Source organism: uncultured Mycobacterium sp. (assembly GCF_964249325.1).
In the GTDB taxonomy this organism is placed as follows: Bacteria; Actinomycetota; Actinomycetes; order Mycobacteriales; family Mycobacteriaceae; genus Mycobacterium.
In genome coordinates this window covers 1-19911 of the sequence record NZ_CAXUCH010000068.1, presented here as the reverse complement: position 1 = coordinate 19911, position 19911 = coordinate 1, and the positions used below count along the sequence as shown (strand labels likewise).

The following is a 19911-nucleotide window of genomic DNA, read 5'->3' as shown; positions in this document are numbered from 1 at the left end:
CTACTACTACTGGTCGTTTTCTCAGTCGATCGGCGGCGGGACGTCGGAGATCCAGCGAAACATTCTCGGGGAACGTGTCCTCGGGCTGCCGCGGTAGACACAGGGACCACGATGAATCTCCTGCCCAGCGCCGAACAACTTGAGATCGCAGATGCCGCAGCCGAATTCCTGACGGCCCGAATGCCTGTGGAAAACATCCGCGCCGACCGCGACGCGCAGTCGGCGGTGCGGACCAACGCGTGGCGCGAAGGCGCCGAGATGGGCCTGCTGAGCCTCGGGCTGCCTGAGGACCTCGGCGGTGCGGGCAGGGCGTTCGACGACGAGGTGCTGCTGCACATAGAGCTCGGCAAGCGGCTCGCACCCGGGCCATTCCTCGCCGCGACCCTGGCCGCGCGGGTCGCCGCGATGTGCGGTGACCGTGAGCGTGCCCACGAGATCGGCTCGGGGCGCGCACTTGTCGCGCTTGCGGTCATGCGCGGCCATGGTGAGCCGCGCCAAGTCAAGGGCACCTTCGACCTATTCGATCCGGCGGGCGCGCGCTACGCGCTGCTGGTGGCGCGCAGCGGAGCTGCGCGGGTCGCCATCGTGAAGGTAGGCGCACCCCTAGCCCTGAACTCCGCTGATCCTGCTGCGCGGATGGCGTCGGCGACAGTTCAGTGCGCCGAGCCACTGCATTGGCTGCCCGCGGACTCAGACTGGATCTGGGGCCGTGCAGTGGTGCTCTCGGCGGCTTACCTGACGGGGTTGGCTACCGCCGCTGCGCAGGCGGCGACGGATCATGCCAAAACCCGTATCCAGTTCGGCAAGCCGATCGGAGCCAATCAGGCGATCAAACACCGCTGTGTGGACATGACCCTGTGCGCCGAAGCCGCTCAAGCTCAAACCTTTTTTGCCGCAATCGCATTGGACAGCCAGCGCGCCGATGCAGCGATGCAGGTGTTGTCCGCGGTGATCGTCGCCGGCTCGGCGGCCGTCGACAACGCTGCGTCCGGCATCCAGGTGTTCGGCGGTATGGGATACACCTTCGAAAATGACATGCATCTGTACCTGAAACGCGCACACGTGTTTTGCCACCTTTTCATCGAGCCCGCCGACGCGCTGGCCGAGCTGCTCGCACAGGGCGGCGCACCGTGAGTGGCGTGGTCGCGATCGCCGGGGTGGCGCTGTCGGACGTGGGCCGTGTCGACGACAAGAGCCCCTATGAGCTGATGGCACAGGCAAGCCGACGTGCGCTGGCCGACGCAGGTCTGTCGCCGGCCGACGTGGACGGGCTGGCGTCGACGGGGCAGGGCACGCTGCCACCGGTCGACGTTGGCGAATACCTGGGGCTGCGCCCGCGCTGGGTCGACTCCACGGCGGTTGGGGGCGCGGCATGGGAGGTGATGGGCTCCCATGCCGCCGACGCCATCGCCGCCGGCCACGCCAACGTGGTGCTGCTGACCTACGGCTCCACGGCGCGCTCGGATCTCAGAAAAGGCCTGCGCGCAGCGAACATCAATTGGGGAGCCCGCGGGCCGCTGCAGTGGGAAGCACCCTACGGGCACACACTGATTTCGAAATACGCGATGGCCGCCCGCCGGCACATGTTCACCTACGGCACCACCATCGAGCAGCTGGCCGAGGTGGCGGTGTCGGCCCGTTTCAACGCCGCCGACAACCCCGAGGCCTATTACCGCGATCCGATCACCGTCGAGGACGTGTTGTCCGGGCCGATGATCGCCGACCCGTTCACCAAGCTGCACTGCTGTATTCGCAGCGATGGCGGCGCGGCGGTGGTGCTGGTAGGCGCGGATCGAGCCCGGGACCTGCGCTCGCGGCCGGTGTGGGTGCTGGGCTCAGCTGAGGCGACGTCGCACATGCTGACGTCGCAGTGGGATGACATGACAGTCGGCCCGGCGGCGGTCAGCGGCTCGCTGGCGTTCGAGCGCGCGGGTGTCGGGCCCGCCGACGTCGACGTCGCCGAACTTTACGACGCCTTCACTTACATGCTGCTCTGCACCGTCGAAGACCTCGGCTTCTGCCCGAAAGGCGAGGGTGGCCCGTTTATCGAAAAGGGATCGCTGCGCCTCGGCGGTGAACTGCCCACCAATACCGACGGGGGAGGCCTGTCGGCTTGCCATCCAGGGCAGCGTGGTCTGTTTCTTCTCGTGGAGGCGGTCCGTCAGCTTCGGGGCGACTGCGGCCCACGCCAGGTGCCGAATGCGAAGATCGCCTGTGTCAGCGCCACAGGCGGGTGGTTCTGCTCGAGCGGCACCATGATTCTCGGCAGCGAGGAACCGTGATGGCGCGTGCGCCGCTGGATGCGGCGTTCGCCGACACCCGTGCCTTGCTCGAGGCCGCCGCCGTCGTGCACGGTGGCCGGGAAGCCTACGTGGAACCCGCCGGGCGAATCACCTTCGCCGACTGGGTCGGTCGGGCCCGTGCAGTCGCCGGTCAGCTGGCCGACTCCGGAGTCGGCAAGGGCGACGTTGTCGCGCTGTGGTTGCCGTCGGGAATCGACTACGCAACGTGTTATGCGGCCGCAGCGATGCTTGGTGCGATCACGGTTGGCTTGAACACCCGCCTGGGTCCCCGCGATATCGATGCGATTGTGAAGCAAGCTGATCCCGCGCTGATCGTGGCCGACGATCGAATGGGGGCCATCAGCACTTCGGACCGGCCCGTGCTGTCCCGGCAGAGCTTGTCACAGCAGTGCCAAGGCCGCGATTGGTTACCTGCGGTCGGGGTGGACTCCGCCGATCCGGTGACCGTCATCTTCACTAGCGGAACAACCGGTGCACCCAAGGGCGCGGTGTTCGACGCCGCCAACCTGGCCGCCGCTGCGCGCGCGGCCGGCGTGATGAGCGCGCCGTACGATCGCCGCTTGACCTCGACTCCGTTCGCGCACGCCGGCTACATGTTCAAGTTGTGGGACCAGTTGATGTGGGGCATCACCTTAGTCATCCCGCCGGCTCCATGGTCGGCCGCGGCGATGTTGTCGATCCTGCGCGACGAGCGCATCACCGTCGCCGGCGCAGTGCCGACTCAGTGGGCGAAGCTGCTCGAGACCGACGGTGTCGGCCCGGACGTCGTGCCGGATCTGCGCATCGGAGTCGCGGCCACGGCGCCTGCGTCGCCCGAGCTGGTGCGCGCCGTCGCGGACCGGATCGGGGTTCCGCTGGTCGTACGCTACGCGATGACCGAATGCCCGACCATTTGCGGCACCGCGCCCGACGATCCGCCCGAGGTCCAGTTTGAAACTGTCGGGCGCCCCGCGCCGACCATGGCCGTGCGCGTCTGCGGTGACGGACCGATCGGTGTCGTCGAGGTGAGCGGGCCGTGCGTGATGCGCGGCTACTGGCGTGATCCCGAGTTGACGGCATCGGTGTTGCGTGGCGGCTGGCTGCGTACCGGCGACATCGGGGTCCTGCGCGACGACGGCAACCTCGTAATTGTCGGGCGCGCGGATGAGGTGTACATCCGCGGTGGCTACAAGATTCATCCGGTCGAGGTCGAGAACGTGCTTGGCGAGCACCCGCGTGTGAAGGCGGCCGCGGTCGTCGGTTGCCCCGCGCCGGTGATCGGAGAGATCGGCGTGGCCTTCGTGGTGGCATCGGGCGATCCGCCGCCGCTAACGGAACTGCGTGACCACGTCAAACGGCACCTGGCCGATTACAAGGCGCCGGATGAAGTCGTGGTTGTCGACGAACTCCCGCTGACGCCGATGCTGAAGCTGGACCGGGTTGCGCTGCGGGCGTTGGCATCCAACCGAGAGCCACGCGATAGATGTGCGGATAGACGCCGGCGGTAATGCTGGTGCTGATGCGGTGGCCTGGGCCACGAGGTGTCGGCGAAGGTGACGCGCCACCATACGGTGCCGAAAGGGCACCGGTTTGGTCGAATTCGGCGAACAGTACGGGCTGCGGCTCAGAAGGCGGCTACACGATAGAGTACGCACCTCATGGAGCCCAGACGCCCGCGGATCATCGCGTTCGCCGGCAGCCTGCGGACCGATTCGAGCAACAAGAAGCTGGCGCGGGCGATGGCTGCGGGTGCTGAGCTCGCCGGCGCGGAGGTCCGCTTCCTCGACCTCAAGGTGTACCCGGTCCCGGTGCTCGACGCCGATCTCTTCGATGCGACGAATAGCGATCCGCACCGCCTCTTCGACCAAGGGGAACGAGTCAGCGGGCCCCACGATGTGCCGCTTCCGGAAAATCTTCTGCGGCTCAAGGAGCACATCCGATGGGCCGACGGTTGGCTGGTCGCCACGCCGGAGTATGGCGGCTCAATACCTGGCATGCTCAAGAACCTGATCGACTGGCTGACCCGATGCGCGCCCGGCGAGGCGCCGCTCGACAACTTCACATACAAGCTCGTCGCCAGGGCCTGCGCCTGCCTCGAGGGCAACGGGCACGGTGCCCTGGCCGAGCTAACCCGCCTGCTCACAACGCTTGGCGCCGTCGTGCTCCCCGGCAACGACATCTTCTACGTGGCCGACGACCTCTTCGGCGCCGACGGCCAATTCCGCGACCCGGCAAACCGTCGCGCCGCCGAGACCATCGGGCGCCGCCTCGACCGCACGATCCGCCGCTTCCATGGCCTAGCCGAGCCATCCTGACGGTGGGCGGCCCAGCCTCGTGATTCCCGCCGAGAACGGCGAATTGGGCTCCAGGACCGTCGCCGAGGGGACACCGTCTAACCCCTCAATCCATCGACGTGGTGTAGCGAGTGGCAGGTTGGTGGGCGCGGAGCCCAAGTGGACCCGGTGGAACGCTTCCTGGGCGTCAGTAATCAATTCGGTAGCTCCGCGCTTGTCAGCCACCCAGTCGAAGGCCAGGGTTACGGGTGCCGAACAGGTCGGTGGCCATGATCGCGCCGAGTGTCTCGGCATTCCAACGTTTTGCGCCGTTCGACACGGCGGCGGCGGGGTGCCATCCCTTGAGAAGCTGGAGGTCCTCGCCGAGTGCACGGATCACCTGCCCGCTGATGTGGCCGGCCTGCGGGCTGGCCAGCCAAGCCACTACCGGCGAGCTCAGCGACGGGTCTTTAGGATCGAACTCGTCTTCGCTGAGTTGATCAGGTTCGATCGGTGAGTCCGCGCCCGGCATCGACGCCGACATGCGGGTACGACCACCGGGGCTGATGATGTTGGCAGTCGCCCCGATCGAGGCAAGTTCTAGGCTCAGCGTCAAAGTCAGGCCGACGATCGCCGCTTTGGCCGCGCTGTAATTCGTCTGCCCGAAATTGCCGTGCAGCCCGGCGCCTGAGGTGGTGTTGATGATTCGTCCGTAGATGCGGCCGTTGGTGGCCTTCGCCGCGGCGCGCCACTTGCGCGCCGCGGCGCGGCTGGTGAGCCAACTGCCGCGGACGTGAACACGCATGACACGGTCGAAATCGTCGACGGTCATGTTCCAGATCGCCTTATCGCGGACGATGCCGGCGTTGTTGACGACGATGTCGAGACGACCCAGTTGTGAATAGGCACGCTCGACCATGAGCTCGACCTGTTGCTCGTCGCCGACGTCGGCGAAATCGGAAACGGCTTTGCCGCCGCGGCTTTCGATGATCTGCACGACCTCGTCGGCAACCTTTCCCGACCCTTCGCCGGACAATGTCGTGCCGAGGTCGTTGACGACCACGGTGGCGCCGTGCTTTGCCAACTCGAGCGCGTGCCCGCGGCCGATGCCGTGCCCGGCCCCGGTCACCAGGGCGATCTTGCCGTCGAGCAGTCCTGTCATGCTGTCTCCTCGATTGGGGTGAAGACGGTCAGAAACGGCGAGTCGGGATCATCGTCGACTGGCCGGAAGGAGGCGGTCACCGCCTGTCCGATTCGCAGTTGCTCGGGCGGTGCGCCTTCGATCATCGTCATCAGTTTCGGTCCGTCGGCCAGCTCGACGATGGCGACGACGTAGGGCAGTCGGTCGCAAAACGGCGGCAGGTCATTCACATAGACTGTCGAATAGGTGTACAAAGTGCCGTTGCCGCTGGCTTGCACGGGGTACACGTCGTCGCTCCAGCAGTACGGGCACACCGGTCGCGGGTAATGGTGAACGTTGGAGCACGCCCCGCACTTGGCGATCAAAAGCCGACCCTGGCGCGCCGCTTCCCAGTAGGGCGCGCTTGCCGGGTCGATCGTCGGGATGTCCGCTCTGGCCATTGTCGTCACCGCCCGGTGAACTTGGTTGATCGCTTCTCGATGAAGGCTTGCACACCTTCCTTCGAGTCATGCGCATACGACTGGACCTCCTGGGCCATCGCCTCGGCCAGGAACGCATTCGCGCGGTTGCTGTCGGGGGAGTCGTTGAGCAGGCGCTTGGTGAGCGTGATCGCGGTGGTGGGTGCCGCGGCCAGTCGCTCGGCGAATTGCGCCACCGCGGAGTCGAGTTCGCCGGGTGTTACGACGCGGTTGACCAGGCCTAGGGCCAACGCCTCTGAGGCGGTGAGCTTTTCACCGAAGAACGCCATCTCCTTTGACTTCTGCATCCCGATTCGCCTCGGCAGTAGATAGCAGCCCCCGCCGTCGACGACCAAGCCCCGCTTCACGAAAGATTCAGCGAAGTAGGCGTTTTCCGTCGCGATGACGAGGTCTGAAGCGTAGACCAGGTGGGCGCCCAAACCGGTGGCCGCACCTTGCACTGCGGTGATCACCGGCTTGCTGCAGTCAAGCACAGCGGCGACCAGCTTCTGGGCACCGTTCATGATGCGCCGCATCGGGTCAAGCACCTGCTTATCCACCGTGCTACGGCGGTCGGCAAGCGAGGCCATATCGGCACCGGCGCAGAAGTGTTTACCGTTGGCACGCAGCACCGCTACGCGCACGTCGGCGTCGGCGTCGGCGGCGCTCAGCAGCGCGATGACCGCGTCACGGTCATCAGGTCGCAGCGCGTTGGCGGCCTCAGGTCTGTTCAGCGTGATGGTCATGATGCCGCCGCAAGTTTCCGACAGCACACCGGGTTGAGAGGTCATGGTGTATAGGTAACCCGCAGATGCTTGATGCCGTTCAAAAAGTTTGAGCGCAACATCACCGGCTCTTCTGTCGAGGTGAGGTCCGGATACCGGTCGTAAAGCATCTTGAACGCGACGTCGAGTTCGAGTCTGGCCAGGTGGGCACCCAGACAGTAGTGCGGCCCGGGACCGCCAAAGGCGACGTGGTTGTTGGGTGCCCGGGTGATGTCGAATACTTCGGGGTTTCCGAACACCGCCGGGTCTCGGTTGGCCGCCGGGTACCACATGACGACCTTGTCGCCTTTGCGGAAGGTGTGTGTTCCCGATTCCAGCGTCACCCCGTCGGCGGTCACCGTGCGGCGCATGTGAATCACCGGACTGGCGTAGCGGAGAATCTCTTCGATCGCGGTCGGTGCGAGGTTGTCGTAGTCGCCCAGCAAGCGATCGCGTTGCTTCGGGTGGCGGCTGAGGATGTGCACACCGTGGGTCAGCGCATTGCGGGTGGTCTCGTTTCCTGCTCCGAGCAGAAGAATAAAGAACTTCGCCATCTCCTGTGGGGTCAGGTTCTCCTCGTCGGAGGTCACTAGCTTGCTGATCACATCATCAGTCGGATTGGCGATGCGGTTCTCGGCGATTCCCCGCAGTAGCGCTATCAGGCGCTCACTGTTCTCGGCTAGCGCCGCCTCGATGCCGGCGACGCTCTGATCCGGGACATACTCCGGATCAGAGGCTGCCAGAACGACGTTGCTTGCGCGTAGGATGAATTTTTCGTGTTCCCGCGGGACACCGAGCATGGTGTCGATGATCCGCAGCGGCAACAAGGTCGCGAATGTGTCGACGAAATCGCACTCACCCGATGAGCGCATCTCGTCGAGGATCTCGGCGGTTGTCTCCTCGACGAGGCCCCGCATCTTGGCAAGCATCTTGGGAGTGAAGCCGCGCGACACGATCTTGCGGAGCCGCATATGCTCCGGGTCATCCATGTCGATGATCGACCCGCGGTACTCCCGCATCTCTTGGGTCTGGTTGAAAATCTGGGTGCCGCCACCGGAGCAGAAGTCCCTGGGGCGACGGCTGATGTCGAGGATGTCGGCGTGGCGTCCCACTGCCCAGAAGCCGCGAGCCGTCGGCGAGTCGGGGGCGTTGGTGCGGACGAACACCGGCCGGCCTTCGTCCCGTAGCCGCGCGTAGAGCGCAGAACGCTCGTCTGGATGTTCCTGCCACCATTGCAAGTCGATCAGCGAGCGGAATTCGAGTTCGCTGGTGTCGGTCACGGGCACAGTTAGATTCTGGCATCAGTGTCACCTAATGGCAACACCAGATAGATCATCGAACACGCAGGCAGAGTGCGACGCCTTTTGACTTGGCATTCATTGATCATGCCGACTAGACGTCGTATCTGACAATTGCGTTCACATTAGGTAATGTCGCAGCCTGCCATGGGCGGCCAGGCGCGAGCTTGCGGCCCTCAGCTACTGGGCGGCGACCTAATGGGCGGGCGGATAAAGAAGGACGCCGCGGATGTTTGCTCCGGCGTGCATGTCCGCATAGCCGTCGTTGACCTTTTCCAGCGGGTAGGTCCTGGTGACCATCGACTCGAGATCCACCTGGCCGGCGCTGAACAACTCGAGGATTTTCGGGATGTCGGCACGTGGATTGCCAGAGCCGTACAAGGTTCCGACGATCTGTTTTTCGGTCAATGTGAGATCCATCAGATTGGCCCGGATATCACGCTCCAGCATCGGATGGATGTTGGTCACCACCAGCCGCCCGCGTTTTGCGGTCATCGCCAGGGCCTGTGCGACCAACTTGCCGTCGCCAACTCCCAAGGCGCAGATGAATTTGTCGGCCCCGCGATCCCAAGTCGCCTCGGCCACAACCTCTTTGGCTTCATCCCAGTCGGCTGCGGTGTGGGTAGCACCCATCTTGCGTGCCTGATCGCGCTTGAATTCTGAGGGATCGATGACCGTGATGGTTCGGGCACCGGCCAATCGGGCACCTTGTACCGCGGCCGCGCCGATGCCACCTACACCGGCTACGACCACGGTGTCGGCTGGGCGCACGTCGGCGGCATACACCGAGGAGCCCCAGCCGGTAACGAAGCCGCACCCCAGTAGGCAGGCAAGATCCAGGCGGTAATGGTCCGGGATCTTGACGCAACTCGCCTCGTGGACGACGGTGTGGTGCGCGAATGATCCGATGCCGCACGCCAGCGCCAGATCTGTGCCCCTGGCGTGATGGCGCGCGGTCTCGTCGTATATCTGCATTCCCGAGTAGATCTTGGCGCCAAGGTCGCACAAGCTCTGGTGGCCGGTCGAGCATGACGGGCACCGGCCACACGACGGGATGAAACTGAACACCACATGGTCGCCCGGCTTAAGCCAAGTCACGTGATCGCCGACGGCTTTGACGACCCCTGCGCCTTCGTGGCCGCCGATGCAGGGCAGCCTGATCGGCATGTCGCCGGTAACAAGGTGGTCATCGGAGTGACACATCCCCGAGGCGTGCAGCTCGACGAGGACTTCCTCGGCCTTCGGCGGGTCGAGGTCGATCGTCTCAATGGACCAGGCGGTATTGCGCTCCCACAGCACCGCAGCCTGCGTCTGCATCACGATCCTTCCTATTTGATGATCGCCTGATACTCGACGAAGCCGGCGATGCCTTCCGGGCCGCCCTCGCGGCCGATGCCGGACTGTTTGAAGCCGCCGAAGGGGCTTCCGAAGTCCAATACCGCCGTCGAGTTGATCGCGACCGAACCGGCACGCAGTTGGCCTGCGACCGCCGCCGCACGGTCGCTGTCGGCCGACCACACAGCGCCGACCAGGCCGTATCGCGAGTCGTTGGCGATGTCGACCGCAGCGCAATCCCCGGTGTCGTCGTCGTAGCCAATGACTACCGCCACCGGCCCGAACACCTCCTCACGGGCGATCTCCATGTCGTTGGAGGCGGCGACCACAGCAGGAGTCATGAACCATCCAGGGCCGGCAGTCCGCTCGCCACCGGTCAACACGGTCGCGCCGTCGCGCCGTGCCCGGTCCAGGAAACCCTCCACCCTGTTGCGGGCGGCCTCGTTGATCAGCGGCCCGATGTCGGTGGACCGATCCGCCGGATCGCCGACTTTCAACTTCGCCACCGCAGTCGTGAACGCCGTGATGAATTCGTCATAGCGGCTGCGGGGCAACAATATCCGATTCAGCGCAGCGCAAAGTTGGCCGTTGTTGCCCATCACACCGCTAACCAGCCCGCTCACCGTCGGATCCAACGGGGCGTCTGGCAGTACAACGGCTGCCGACTTGCCGCCAAGTTCAGTGCTGCACCGGCGGATCCGCGCGCCGCATGCTGCTGCGATTTGGGCGCCCACCGCGGTGGAACCGGTGAAGCTGATTTTGTCGACGTCCGGATGCGACACCAAATGCTCACCGGTGCCTGCTCCACCGTTGACTACATTGACGACACCGGGTGGCAGGCCTGCTTCCTCGACGGCTTCGGTTAGCACGCCGATGCTCAACGGCGCGTCAGGCGCCGGCTTCAGCACGACGGTGCAGCCAGCGGCTAGCGCCGGCCCGAGCTTCAACGCCGCGATAAACAAGGGCGTATTCCATGGAATGATCGCTCCCACGACGCCCACCGGCACCTGGCGGACGTCGACCGTACCACCGGTTGCTGACAGACGAGTCGACTCAAAAGGGTAGTCGGGAGTGATCCGGGCATACGCGCGCAGCACACCGATTGAAGTCAGCACCTGACCGAACGTGCTCCAAGAGCGCGGCGAGCCGATCTCGGAAGTCGCCAGGTCAGCGAGCATCGCCTTACGCACAGTAAGTGCATCGGCCAATCGCTGCAGCGCAGTCGCTCGATCGGTTGCGGAGGTGTCACACCAGGGCGATGAGTGCAGCGCCGTCCGCGCCGCCGCCACCGCGGCGTCGACCTCGGCGGCTCCTGCGACGCCCACCTCGCCGATGTGTTCGCCGGACGTGGGTGAGCTGACCACGACAGGCGCATCGGCGGTTGCAACCCAGTTGCCGCGCGCATAAGCCGCCGGGAACGTGATCATAGACGCCGATTCTGGCAGTGATGTCATCTTCATACAAGCTTTACTTTGGATAAGACCTAGCCAAGCTAGGCTATCAGGAAAGATTTCTGACAGTATTGGTCACTATGAGCGGACCTTGTGAGCGCAATGCCCAACCCATAATCGGTCAGGAATGGGAAGTGATCGTCGAGCGAGGAAAGATCGCCGAGTTCGCGGCGGCCACCGAGTCGAGTAATCCGGCTTACCGTGGACCGGACGCGATCATTCCGCCGACATTCTTGACAACAGCGCCGCGTTGGGCACCGCCCGGTGCGCGCGTCGACGTCGGCTTCGACCGCAAGCGGTTGTTGCACGGCGAACAGGAATACACGTTCCACGGAGCACTGCCGAAAGCCGGCGACGTGCTGACCGCGCGTGAACGGATCGTCGAGCGATTCGCCAAGCCGGGCAAACGCGGCGGAACCATGCGGTTTGCCACCGTGAGCACCGAGTACCGAACCCCAGATGGCCGACTCGTGGCCGAGGCCAAGGGGACCTTCATCGAGACGGCACCACGATGAGCACCGGTATGACGCTGCGTGTCGGCGCCGAAGCGGTGCCGCGCGAGTTCGGTCCGCTGACCCGGCAGATGTTCGTGCGCTATGCGGGTGCCTCAGGGGATTTCAATCCGATGCACTACGACGACGACCTGGCACGTTCGGCTGGCTATCCTTCCGTTTTCGGTCAAGGCATGTTGACCGCAGGACTGCTGGCCACCTTTGTCACGGATTGGCTTGGCGCGGACACCATCCGTCGCTTCAGCGTGCGGTTTCGGGAACAGGTTTGGCCCGGTGACGTACTAACGTGCTCTGGCCAAATCGTCGCGGTGAGCACTGAGGGGGACTTTGACCGGGTGACGGTCGAGCTGGCCGCGCGTCGCCAGACCGGTCGGGCCGCAGTCACGGGAACCGGGGAGTTCCTCATCGCCCAAAACGCATGGCCGCATGGCGCGGTCGCAGCGGGGACACCATAGGCTAATTGGCCATGTCCGAAGCGCCGATCGTGCGCCGTAGCAGCTACGGCCCGTCTAGCCCGGAGATCGGGGCGCGCGGCGCAACCACGCGTTCCAGGATCACCGAGGTGTCGCTGGATCTGTTCGGCCGGCTGGGATTTTTCGATACCTCGGTCGACGCCATCGCTAAGGCCGCCGGGGTCTCCCGCGCCACCCTTTACCAGTATTTTCAGGGCAAGGACGAGATTTTCCTGGAACTGCTCAACGAGTGCGGCAGTGCGCTGTCACGGGTGGCGCGCCGCATTGGCCCGCTGGGGCCCGATGACGTCGGATTCGACAACTTGAACTGGTGGCTGGGGGAGTGGAGCTGGGTCTTCGAAAAGTACTCCACGATGTTCATCCAGTGGACGGCGGTGGCCTCATCGGACACCAAGGTTCGCCCACTGATCACCCGCTTCGTACGGAGCTACAACCATCGCATCGCGGAGCGGCTCGCCGCATCGGATGTGCAAGGTATCGACGTCGAGGTGGCGGCCATGACGATGACCGCTTTGGTACACCGGTTGAATTTGTTCGTACACACCGGCAGGGCGTACGGCCGCAGCTCGAAGGCGGTGGTCGACACACTGTCGGTTTTTCTCCAGCTCATGCTGTTCCCTCAAACCCCTCAGGCGGTGCTGAGCAAGCTTCGCCTTCATGCCAGCGCCGACCCGGCCGCGGATGTGGCCGCGGTCGGGGTGCCACCCGAGCCTCAAATCGAGGGTTTAGGGATCAGCGATCGCACCGCCGCGTTGAGTAAGCGGGCCGTCAACACCGTCAATGCGCTGGCCACTGCCGCAGCCGAGCAGTTCCGCACTCGTGGTTACCGCAGCACCAGCGTGGACGACATCGTGGCGGCCGCGAACGTCGCCCGCGGTACCTTCTACAAGTACTTCAGCGACAAGCAAGATGTGCTGACGGCTATCGCAGCCGAACTTTATGCTCCCGCAAAGGCCTTCGCGGAGCGGATTTCACATGTCGACCCCGTGAATGACGAAGCAACCCTACGCAGGTGGTTGGCGACCTATGTCGACTTCTACGATCAGTACTCCGGATGTATCGGCGCGTGGGCCGAGGGTGTGACCGACGAACCGACGGTGATCGCGATCGGCGAGAATGGACAGGCCCTGATGGATCTGGGCGCGGCCAGGATGTTGACGAGCCGCCCAGCTCCGTTCAGTTTCGACCCGATCGTCGCGGCGCTTATCTTGCGCGCCTTGGTGACTCGCGTGCCGCAGGCCGCAGCCGACCTGCCCGACCCACTCAACGACGACGAGGTGATCGAGCTTCTGTTGACTTGCATTAGGCGGGGATTCTTCGGTCAGGCGAACTGACTGATTCGAGGACCGTCACGCCGAAGTGGCGACCGCCATCCCGGTAATCCATTCCACCACGGGCTCATAAATGAGCGGGGTGACCGGCTTTCCGCCGCCGGCCGCGCCCGCCGCGACCCAAGTGCGGATCTCGTTTGCGCCGGCGCCGGCCCGGGCATGCGCCGAGTCCACCAGCGCGATCAGCGCCTCAACGTCCCACGTAGTCAATGCCTGCAGAACTTCGGCATCCCACTGCGGGCGAATCTTGGTGCGCGCTTCGGTCATTCCTTCGGCGATGATTCGTGCCCGCTGCTCGTCGCTGAGGTCGTAGGCATCGACTTCGAGACTCGGGGGCGAATGCGACAGGCCACCGCTGCCGATCAGCACAACTCGCTGGTCAACCTCGTCAAGGAAACGCGCGATCGCTGCGCCGAACTCGATGACACGGCGCCCATGCGGCAGGGGGGCCGTGGCACAGTTCACCGGGATCGGAATCACCGGCTTCGTGCCCAGGCCGCCGAGAAGATCCCGAAGAGCATGCCCGAACGCATGGTCCAGGCCGATGTCGCGGCAGACCGCGATGTCGAACCCGTCAGCCAGCAGGTGCTCGGCCAGGTCTCGCGCGAGCGCCGACGGCACGGACAGCTCCCCGGCCGGATGCGGACCCTCGGCGATTATCGACGCGGAAAACGCAACAGCGAACGCAGGTACCACGTGACGGAAGGCCCGGCGATGATCGCCGCCGAACAACACAACGACGTCCGGATCGAAGCGCTCGACCTGCTCGGCAGCGACGGCCAGCCCGGCGCGGAATTGCTGCCCGAAGCGTCGCTCCACGTCACGCTCCTTGCCGGGGCTATGGCTTGCACAGACGACCAGTCGGTCAGACATCAGAGCACCTTTCGAAAGTGACACTCATGTTAGATCACGATCCGGCCAGGCGCACCCGCCCGAGGCCATGTAGAAACGGCACCCGCTTCGATGACCCTAGGCCTTGCCTACACCGGCCCAAAATCATCGGTGCGTTCACATAGTTAACTTGGTGATCTAGGCTATGTCATCGCGGTCGACATCACTGACGGCGCTGGCTTCGGCGAGCGCACCCGACTAAGGATCGAGGCCTTCCAGCATGCGTGATCAGCCCAGCAACGCTCTGGTCTACGAGTTCACCCGTGGAGGTGATCCCCCCTGCTTCAACTTCGATCGGCTAGATCGGTTTCAAGCCGAGAACCGGCCGTTCTTGCGCGCCGAGGAAGCCCAGGGTTATTGGGTGTTCACCGATCACGACGCGATCCTCGAAGGGCTGCAGCATCCCGAGTTGTTCTCCAATGCTGTCATGGTGCCAGTGGAGCCGGATCCGCCGTATAAGTGGATTCCGATCATGCTTGACCCGCCGGAGCACACGAAGTGGCGCCACGTCCTGGGGCTCTACTTCTCGCCGGGCCGGGTCAAGAATCAAGAATCCGAGCAACGCGCGTTCGCGGTGGAACTGATCGAAAAGTTCCGCGCCAAAGGAGAATGCGACTTTTATGCCGAATTCGCCTCGGTCTTCCCGACGACGATCTTCCTGCAGATCATGGGGCTTCCGATCGACAAGCTGAACGACTTTATGGTGTGGGAGTCCAAAATCTTGCACGGCACGCCGGAAACCGATCCTGACCGTTCGATCGCGGTGGGCGCGATGATGGAGGTGGTGAACTATTTCGGGGGGTTGATCGCGCACAAGCGGCAGGATCCGGCCAGCAGAGGCGACGATATTGTCAGCCACGCGATCGAGTGGAAAATCGACGGTGAGCCGCCAGCGGACAGCGACCTGTTGTCATGCATGCTGCTGCTGTTCATGGCCGGTCTGGACACGGTGGCCGGCCAGTTGTCGTACGCGTTTTATCATCTGGCGACTCATCCAGCGGATCGACACAAAATTGTGGCCGACCCGTCGATCATCCCGCTGGCGGTTGAGGAACTGGTCCGCGCCTATCCGATTGTGCAGACAGCGCGAATCGCGACCCGCGACATCGAATTTCACGGGTGTCCGGTCAAGGCTGGCGACATCGCCGCCTTCTCGCTGGGCATGGCCAACCGCGACCCGAAGGAATTTCCCCGTGGCGGCACGGTGGACTTGGACGCGCCGCGGCCGCGACATATCGCGTTCGGTGCAGGCCCGCATCGCTGCCTCGGATCCCACTTGGCCCGCCAGGAAATGGCCGTCGTTCTCGAAGAGTGGCATCGACTGATCCCTGACTACGAGGTGTCCGACATGGCCGCGGTGGTGGAACACACGGGCGGCGTATACAGCCTCGAGCGGCTGCCGCTTCGCTGGACACCGTGATCGGTTGGTCGCTGGACACCATGCGCGTCAACACTTTCGGGAAAATGCCCGTCGGCACATGAGGGAGGAATCCTCCGGGATGCAGGGGCCAGTGACCGGCGTACGTGAGCTGCAGCTGCCCACGGTGTCCTTCGTTGGCAACCTGTCGTTCCCGGAGGCACCGCGCTGGCGGGCGGGACAACTGTGGTTCTCGGACATGGTCGCCAAGCGGTTGTGCACCGTCGATGCGGGCGGAACCGTTCGCACTTTGGCCCGCTTCGACGAGATGCCCGGCGGCATCGGGTTTCTGCCCGACGGGACACCTTTGGTCGTCGCCACCACGTCGGCTCGTGTGCTCGCCGTTCGCGACGGCCGTGCCGAGGTGTACGCCGAGCTGCGTGATGTAGCGCGCGGCCACTGTGACGACATGGCGGTGGCGGTGGACGGCACCGCTTACGTCGGCGTGGTCGGTAAGGTCACCGCTGATATGCAGCGCGCACCGTCGGGCGGTGCCATCGTCCGAGTGACGCCGGCCGGGCGGGTCAGTCGCGACGCTGAAGACCTCGCTTTTCCCAACGGCGCCGTCGTGACCGACAAGCGCATGTTGTTGGTGAACGAGACATTTGCCGAACGCGTCACGGCATTCGACATCGCCGACGACGGCAGCCTCACGGGTCGTCGCACCTGGGCGAGGCTGCCCGGCATGCATCCCGACGGGCTTGCCGTGGACATCGACGGTGCTGCGTGGGTCGGCTGCTATCGGGAAGGAAAGTTTGTCAGAGTCGTAGAAGGGGGCGAGGTAACCGATGTGATCAGCACGGGCGGACGGTGGGCGACCGGGGTGGAGCTGGGTGGGCCCGATGGCACCACGCTTTTTGTGTGCACGGCCGACACCGACCTGCGGCGGTTTCTTCGCGGCGACTCGACCGGGCGCATCGATGCCGTCAGTGTCGACATCGGCGCAGGCTGAACGATGACGGTCAACACCGAACCGAATGACGGTCTGCCCGCGGCGATCACCTCCTGGCTGTGCGAGGTCACCGGGGCCCGCCACATTCACGCCCGGCGTCGTCCCGGCGGAGGCAGGCGCCAAGCCTGGCTCGTGGACGCCGAACGCGGCGACGGCTGCGTCGAAGCGCTCTTCTTGCGTTTCGATAGCTCAGATCCCGCGAAGACTGGTGATCCCTTCACGCTCGACCGCGAGGCTCGCTTCTATGCAGCGCTGCAGGATACCGACGTACCGGTGCCCCGACTCGTCGCGTCCCATCCGACGCATCAAGCCTTGCTGTGCAGTCGCGTCGAGGGTGAAACATGGTTCTCCCGGCTCAAAGACGAAAGCACCCGGCTGGCGATCGCACGCGAGTTCATGAGCAAACTGGCCGCCTTGCACCGGGTCGACCCTGCGCGGGTGCGCATCGACGAACCACGCCGTCCGCTGCGGGCCTGCGTGCAGGCAGACATCGCCCGTTGGGAGGCACTGTACCGATTCGGCGATCCCCCCAAAGACCCGACGATCGAATTCGGTTTGGCCTGGCTGAAAGCCAACATCCCCGATGCCGAGGTCGATCCGGTCATCGTTCAGGGCGACACCGGGCCCGGCAACTTCCTTTACGCCGATGGGCGCATCACCGCTGTAGTCGATTGGGAGCTGGCTCATTTCGGTGATCCGATGGCCGACCTGGGCTGGCTCGCATTGCGGGCGGTGCAGGAGCCGTTCACCTGCTTGGCCGACAGAATCGCCGACTACCAAAGGTTTTCCCGAACCGATGTCGACCTGGACCGGCTGCGTTACTACCGGCTCTTCGCCGAATTCAAAGTAGTGATTCTGGGCTTTCGCCGCACAGTCGCGGCCGAGGTGCACGGTGAAATCGGCAACGCACTCATCTACGAGGTACTGCACAACACTCTCTTCGCCGATGCGCTTGCCGAACGGTACCAGTTAGCCGGGCTGACCGAGCCAGACTTTGACAACGCTGCCACCGAGCGCCAACAGCTTTACGATGTCGTGCTGGCTCAGCTCAAGGACATCATCGTCCCGGCGATCGACGACCCGTTCGCCGCGATCCGCGCTAAAGGCGTGGCCCGCATCGTCAAATACCTGTGCGAAGCGGACCGCCACGCAGCATCGGCCGAGCGCCGCGAACTCGATGCGCTGCACAAGGTGCTGCACCGGCGACCACACACGGTCGACGAGGGCCGCCACGAACTGGCGGATGCCATTAGCGCCGAATCGCTCACCAACACCGACATTGTCCGCTACGTGTGGACCCGGGCTCATCTTCAACACGAGCTGATGCGCCCGGCGATGGGGGTGCTGGCCGAGCGAAGGTTCGATCCGCTGCCCGACGAACTCCAGCCAAGCCGGCGGAAGCGATGACAATCGAGCACGGGTTCGGACCCCAGGATGACGCGCTGCATCCTTCCGGGGACAGCCATTATGAGACCGAGACGTTTTGGTACTCGTTCTTGGTGCCCGAACGCCGTATCGGCGCATGGGTTTACGCCTCGGTGCGCCACAATGCGGGCGTCACGAGCGGCGGCATGTGGGTCTGGGACGACTCCGCAGTCCACCCGATCGATTCACCGTTCTACGAGTACTTCGCGCATCTCAAACCTCCGGCTGAGCGGGGACCGCAGGTAGTCGCATTCCCAACCGGCATGCGCATCGAAGTTCGCCAGCCGCTAATGAGCTACGACATCAGCTATGCGGACCGGGCGCGGATGGACGCACAGCTGCGGTTCGAGGCGCTCGAACCGCCGGTGCCGTTGCGAACCGGTGAGCCGCCTTACCCGAAGGCCCACCATTTCGATCAAACCGGCCACGTCACCGGAACGGTGACACTCGACGATGAGCCCATTGTCGTGGACTGCTTTGCGATGCGGGACCGCTCCTGGGGCCCGCGGCCCGAGCGCGGATATCGCCGTGTCGGCTACACCTGGGCCGCTGGGATGCGGACGAGTCTGCTCACCTACACCGCACCCGCCGGCGAGGGCGCCGAGCACATCTACTCCGGCTACCTGCGCCGCGACAACCGGGTCTCCCGAATTGCCAACGGCCACCGGCAAGTCGAGCGACACCCGGTGCACGGATGGGTGAGCGCAATCACGGTGGACGCTTACACCGAGGACGGTGACCGGGTACGTGGCCGCGCCGAGGCCGTCAGCCGGCTGCTGCTGGCCATCAGCAACCACGTGTGCGCATGCACCCTGCTGGCCTGGGAGCTCGACGGGGAAAGCCTGGCCGGCGAGGATCAAGACGTGTGGCCGATCCCGCAATGGCGCCTCCTTCGCGCCGCCGGCAGGCGAGCAGCAGGGCAGACCTAGGCGGCGGCGTCGCGCCCAGCCGCTCACCACCGACCAACTTCGGCGACGGCGCCAACAACAACACCAGGACCTCGCGCACCGCCGCCGCGACTGCGGCGACGGCCTACAAGCAGCTCGTGGTCGAGGCAGCCGAGACCGATACGGTTTTGCTCAACCGTGAAGCCAGGCCCTCATACCGTGTCTTGCGTACAACGACGGCGGAAGAGCTCGCGCATCGGGCCCGCGTGACGTTAGCCGATGCGGGAGACATCTTGGACCTCTACTTCGGCGGGCAACTTGAAACCGGACTGGCTTTCGGCGGACAAGTCGCCGGACTCACACTGACGCCGTGAAACCGGTTGCCCAGATCATCGAGGAGACGATACGCGAATTCGCCGCTGTGCTTGCAGATCTCAGCGAGCGCTATGTCCGAACCCTCCCTCAGCCCCAGACCGTCCCCGTGCCCTGACGATGCCAACGCCTAAGCCATCTGGCACAGCTGAGGCTGCATTCGCAGCTACTCCTGCGCCAATGCCTGTCGGCCGATATTTAGGTGCTCGCGTGAGTTGTGCTATGTCAGCGACGCGCGGCCATTAGTGGCCGATCTGTATGGGCGGCCAGCCCACTTTGCCTGGTAGCCAACGCCTTAACTGCTGGCGACGGTTGGCGCAGTGCCGCGCCTCGACCACTCCGCTATGAGGTCATCAACCGTTGTGATCCGCCCCAGCAGGGCAATGGTGTGAGTGAGCACCTGTTCGGAGTAATCGGCTGGCGTGCCGCCCACGGCGTCTCGCGGAACGACGAGGTCGAAACCGGCCTGGGTCGCGTGCCCGGCCGTAAACAGTATCGCCAGGTTCAGCGACACCCCGGCAAGAACCACAGTCTGCACCCCGAGGTTGGCCAGCACCGGAAGCAGTTCGCCGTCCTGGGCGGGAAATAATCCGTGGTGGCGTGCCAGCACGATGTCGGTAGGGTCGGACAGCTCCGGAATCACTTGGGT

Annotated in this window: 20 protein-coding genes; 12 read left to right on the top strand and 8 right to left on the bottom strand. The window is 64.6% G+C overall.

Going from position 1 to position 19911, the window contains the following annotated elements; all coding sequences use genetic code 11:
* Positions 1–111 precede the first annotated feature (111 nt).
* The 4 genes from ACFE99_RS11065 to ACFE99_RS11050 all read left to right on the top strand — a co-directional run bounded on the left by ACFE99_RS11065 (position 112) and on the right by ACFE99_RS11050 (position 4597).
* Positions 112–1134, top strand: coding sequence for an acyl-CoA dehydrogenase family protein (locus ACFE99_RS11065; protein ID WP_375485157.1), 1023 nt, complete (start codon positions 112–114; stop codon positions 1132–1134).
* On the top strand, positions 1131–2282 hold the full coding sequence (locus ACFE99_RS11060) for an acetyl-CoA acetyltransferase (RefSeq protein WP_375485154.1): 1152 nt from the start codon (positions 1131–1133) through the stop codon (positions 2280–2282). The genes ACFE99_RS11065 and ACFE99_RS11060 overlap by 4 nt, the downstream gene beginning before the upstream one ends.
* Entirely contained in the window at positions 2282–3790 is a 1509-nt protein-coding gene (locus ACFE99_RS11055; RefSeq protein WP_375485152.1) for a class I adenylate-forming enzyme family protein, read from the top strand. Before ACFE99_RS11060 ends, ACFE99_RS11055 begins: the two co-directional genes overlap by 1 nt.
* Positions 3791–3940: 150 nt before the next feature.
* Complete coding sequence (locus ACFE99_RS11050; RefSeq protein WP_375485150.1) at positions 3941–4597, top strand: NADPH-dependent FMN reductase; 657 nt, start codon at positions 3941–3943, stop codon at positions 4595–4597.
* Between the two features lie 196 nt (positions 4598–4793).
* On the opposite strand, the gene ACFE99_RS11045 is transcribed toward ACFE99_RS11050, so the two are convergent.
* The 6 genes from ACFE99_RS11045 to ACFE99_RS11020 all read right to left on the bottom strand — a co-directional run bounded on the left by ACFE99_RS11045 (position 4794) and on the right by ACFE99_RS11020 (position 11005).
* Positions 4794–5717: an SDR family NAD(P)-dependent oxidoreductase gene (locus ACFE99_RS11045; protein WP_375485148.1), complete on the bottom strand. Its 924-nt coding sequence runs from the start codon at positions 5715–5717 to the stop codon at positions 4794–4796.
* Complete coding sequence (locus ACFE99_RS11040; protein ID WP_375485146.1) at positions 5714–6136, bottom strand: Zn-ribbon domain-containing OB-fold protein; 423 nt, start codon at positions 6134–6136, stop codon at positions 5714–5716. Before ACFE99_RS11040 ends, ACFE99_RS11045 begins: the two co-directional genes overlap by 4 nt.
* A gap of 5 nt (positions 6137–6141) precedes the next feature.
* Entirely contained in the window at positions 6142–6945 is an 804-nt protein-coding gene (locus tag ACFE99_RS11035; protein ID WP_375485144.1) for an enoyl-CoA hydratase/isomerase family protein, read from the bottom strand.
* Positions 6942–8204 carry a cytochrome P450 gene (locus tag ACFE99_RS11030; RefSeq protein WP_375485142.1) on the bottom strand — a complete coding sequence of 421 codons (1263 nt, stop codon included), beginning with the start codon at positions 8202–8204 and terminating at the stop codon, positions 6942–6944. Before ACFE99_RS11030 ends, ACFE99_RS11035 begins: the two co-directional genes overlap by 4 nt.
* A 207-nt stretch (positions 8205–8411) precedes the next feature.
* Entirely contained in the window at positions 8412–9533 is a 1122-nt protein-coding gene (locus ACFE99_RS11025) for an NDMA-dependent alcohol dehydrogenase (protein WP_375485159.1), read from the bottom strand.
* An 11-nt stretch (positions 9534–9544) separates the two neighbouring features.
* Complete coding sequence (locus ACFE99_RS11020; protein WP_375485140.1) at positions 9545–11005, bottom strand: aldehyde dehydrogenase; 1461 nt, start codon at positions 11003–11005, stop codon at positions 9545–9547.
* A gap of 77 nt (positions 11006–11082) precedes the next feature.
* On the opposite strand from ACFE99_RS11020, the gene ACFE99_RS11015 reads away from it, so the two are divergent.
* From ACFE99_RS11015 to ACFE99_RS11005, 3 genes are read left to right on the top strand one after another with little or no spacing between them, the layout of a single operon-like run.
* Complete coding sequence (locus ACFE99_RS11015; RefSeq protein ID WP_375485138.1) at positions 11083–11517, top strand: MaoC family dehydratase N-terminal domain-containing protein; 435 nt, start codon at positions 11083–11085, stop codon at positions 11515–11517.
* Positions 11514–11969: a MaoC/PaaZ C-terminal domain-containing protein gene (locus ACFE99_RS11010; RefSeq protein WP_375485135.1), complete on the top strand. Its 456-nt coding sequence runs from the start codon at positions 11514–11516 to the stop codon at positions 11967–11969. The genes ACFE99_RS11015 and ACFE99_RS11010 overlap by 4 nt, the downstream gene beginning before the upstream one ends.
* Before the next feature lie 11 nt (positions 11970–11980).
* The gene (locus ACFE99_RS11005; protein WP_375485133.1) at positions 11981–13321 is read left to right on the top strand and encodes a TetR/AcrR family transcriptional regulator; all 1341 of its coding nucleotides are present in this window, start codon (positions 11981–11983) and stop codon (positions 13319–13321) included.
* A 15-nt stretch (positions 13322–13336) separates the two neighbouring features.
* On the opposite strand, the gene ACFE99_RS11000 is transcribed toward ACFE99_RS11005, so the two are convergent.
* The gene (locus ACFE99_RS11000; protein WP_375485131.1) at positions 13337–14191 is read right to left on the bottom strand and encodes a 3-carboxyethylcatechol 2,3-dioxygenase; all 855 of its coding nucleotides are present in this window, start codon (positions 14189–14191) and stop codon (positions 13337–13339) included.
* Positions 14192–14429: 238 nt separating this feature from the next.
* On the opposite strand from ACFE99_RS11000, the gene ACFE99_RS10995 reads away from it, so the two are divergent.
* Genes ACFE99_RS10995 through ACFE99_RS10975 form a run of 5 tightly spaced genes read left to right on the top strand, consistent with a single transcriptional unit; the run spans position 14430 to position 19264 of the window.
* Positions 14430–15629, top strand: coding sequence for a cytochrome P450 (locus tag ACFE99_RS10995; protein ID WP_375485129.1), 1200 nt, complete (start codon positions 14430–14432; stop codon positions 15627–15629).
* A 58-nt stretch (positions 15630–15687) separates the two neighbouring features.
* Positions 15688–16578, top strand: coding sequence for an SMP-30/gluconolactonase/LRE family protein (locus ACFE99_RS10990; protein WP_375485127.1), 891 nt, complete (start codon positions 15688–15690; stop codon positions 16576–16578).
* A gap of 3 nt (positions 16579–16581) precedes the next feature.
* Positions 16582–17985 (top strand): phosphotransferase family protein, encoded by a 1404-nt coding sequence (locus tag ACFE99_RS10985; RefSeq protein WP_375485125.1) that lies wholly within the window; start codon positions 16582–16584, stop codon positions 17983–17985.
* Positions 17982–18932, top strand: a complete 951-nt coding sequence (locus ACFE99_RS10980; RefSeq protein WP_375485123.1) for a hypothetical protein — start codon at positions 17982–17984, stop codon at positions 18930–18932. Before ACFE99_RS10985 ends, ACFE99_RS10980 begins: the two co-directional genes overlap by 4 nt.
* On the top strand, positions 18884–19264 hold the full coding sequence (locus ACFE99_RS10975) for a hypothetical protein (RefSeq protein WP_375485121.1): 381 nt from the start codon (positions 18884–18886) through the stop codon (positions 19262–19264). Before ACFE99_RS10980 ends, ACFE99_RS10975 begins: the two co-directional genes overlap by 49 nt.
* A 293-nt stretch (positions 19265–19557) precedes the next feature.
* Here the strand turns inward: ACFE99_RS10975 and ACFE99_RS10970 are convergent.
* Positions 19558–19911 (bottom strand): isochorismatase family protein (locus ACFE99_RS10970; RefSeq protein ID WP_375485119.1); only part of this gene is annotated, 354 nt, incomplete at its 5' end.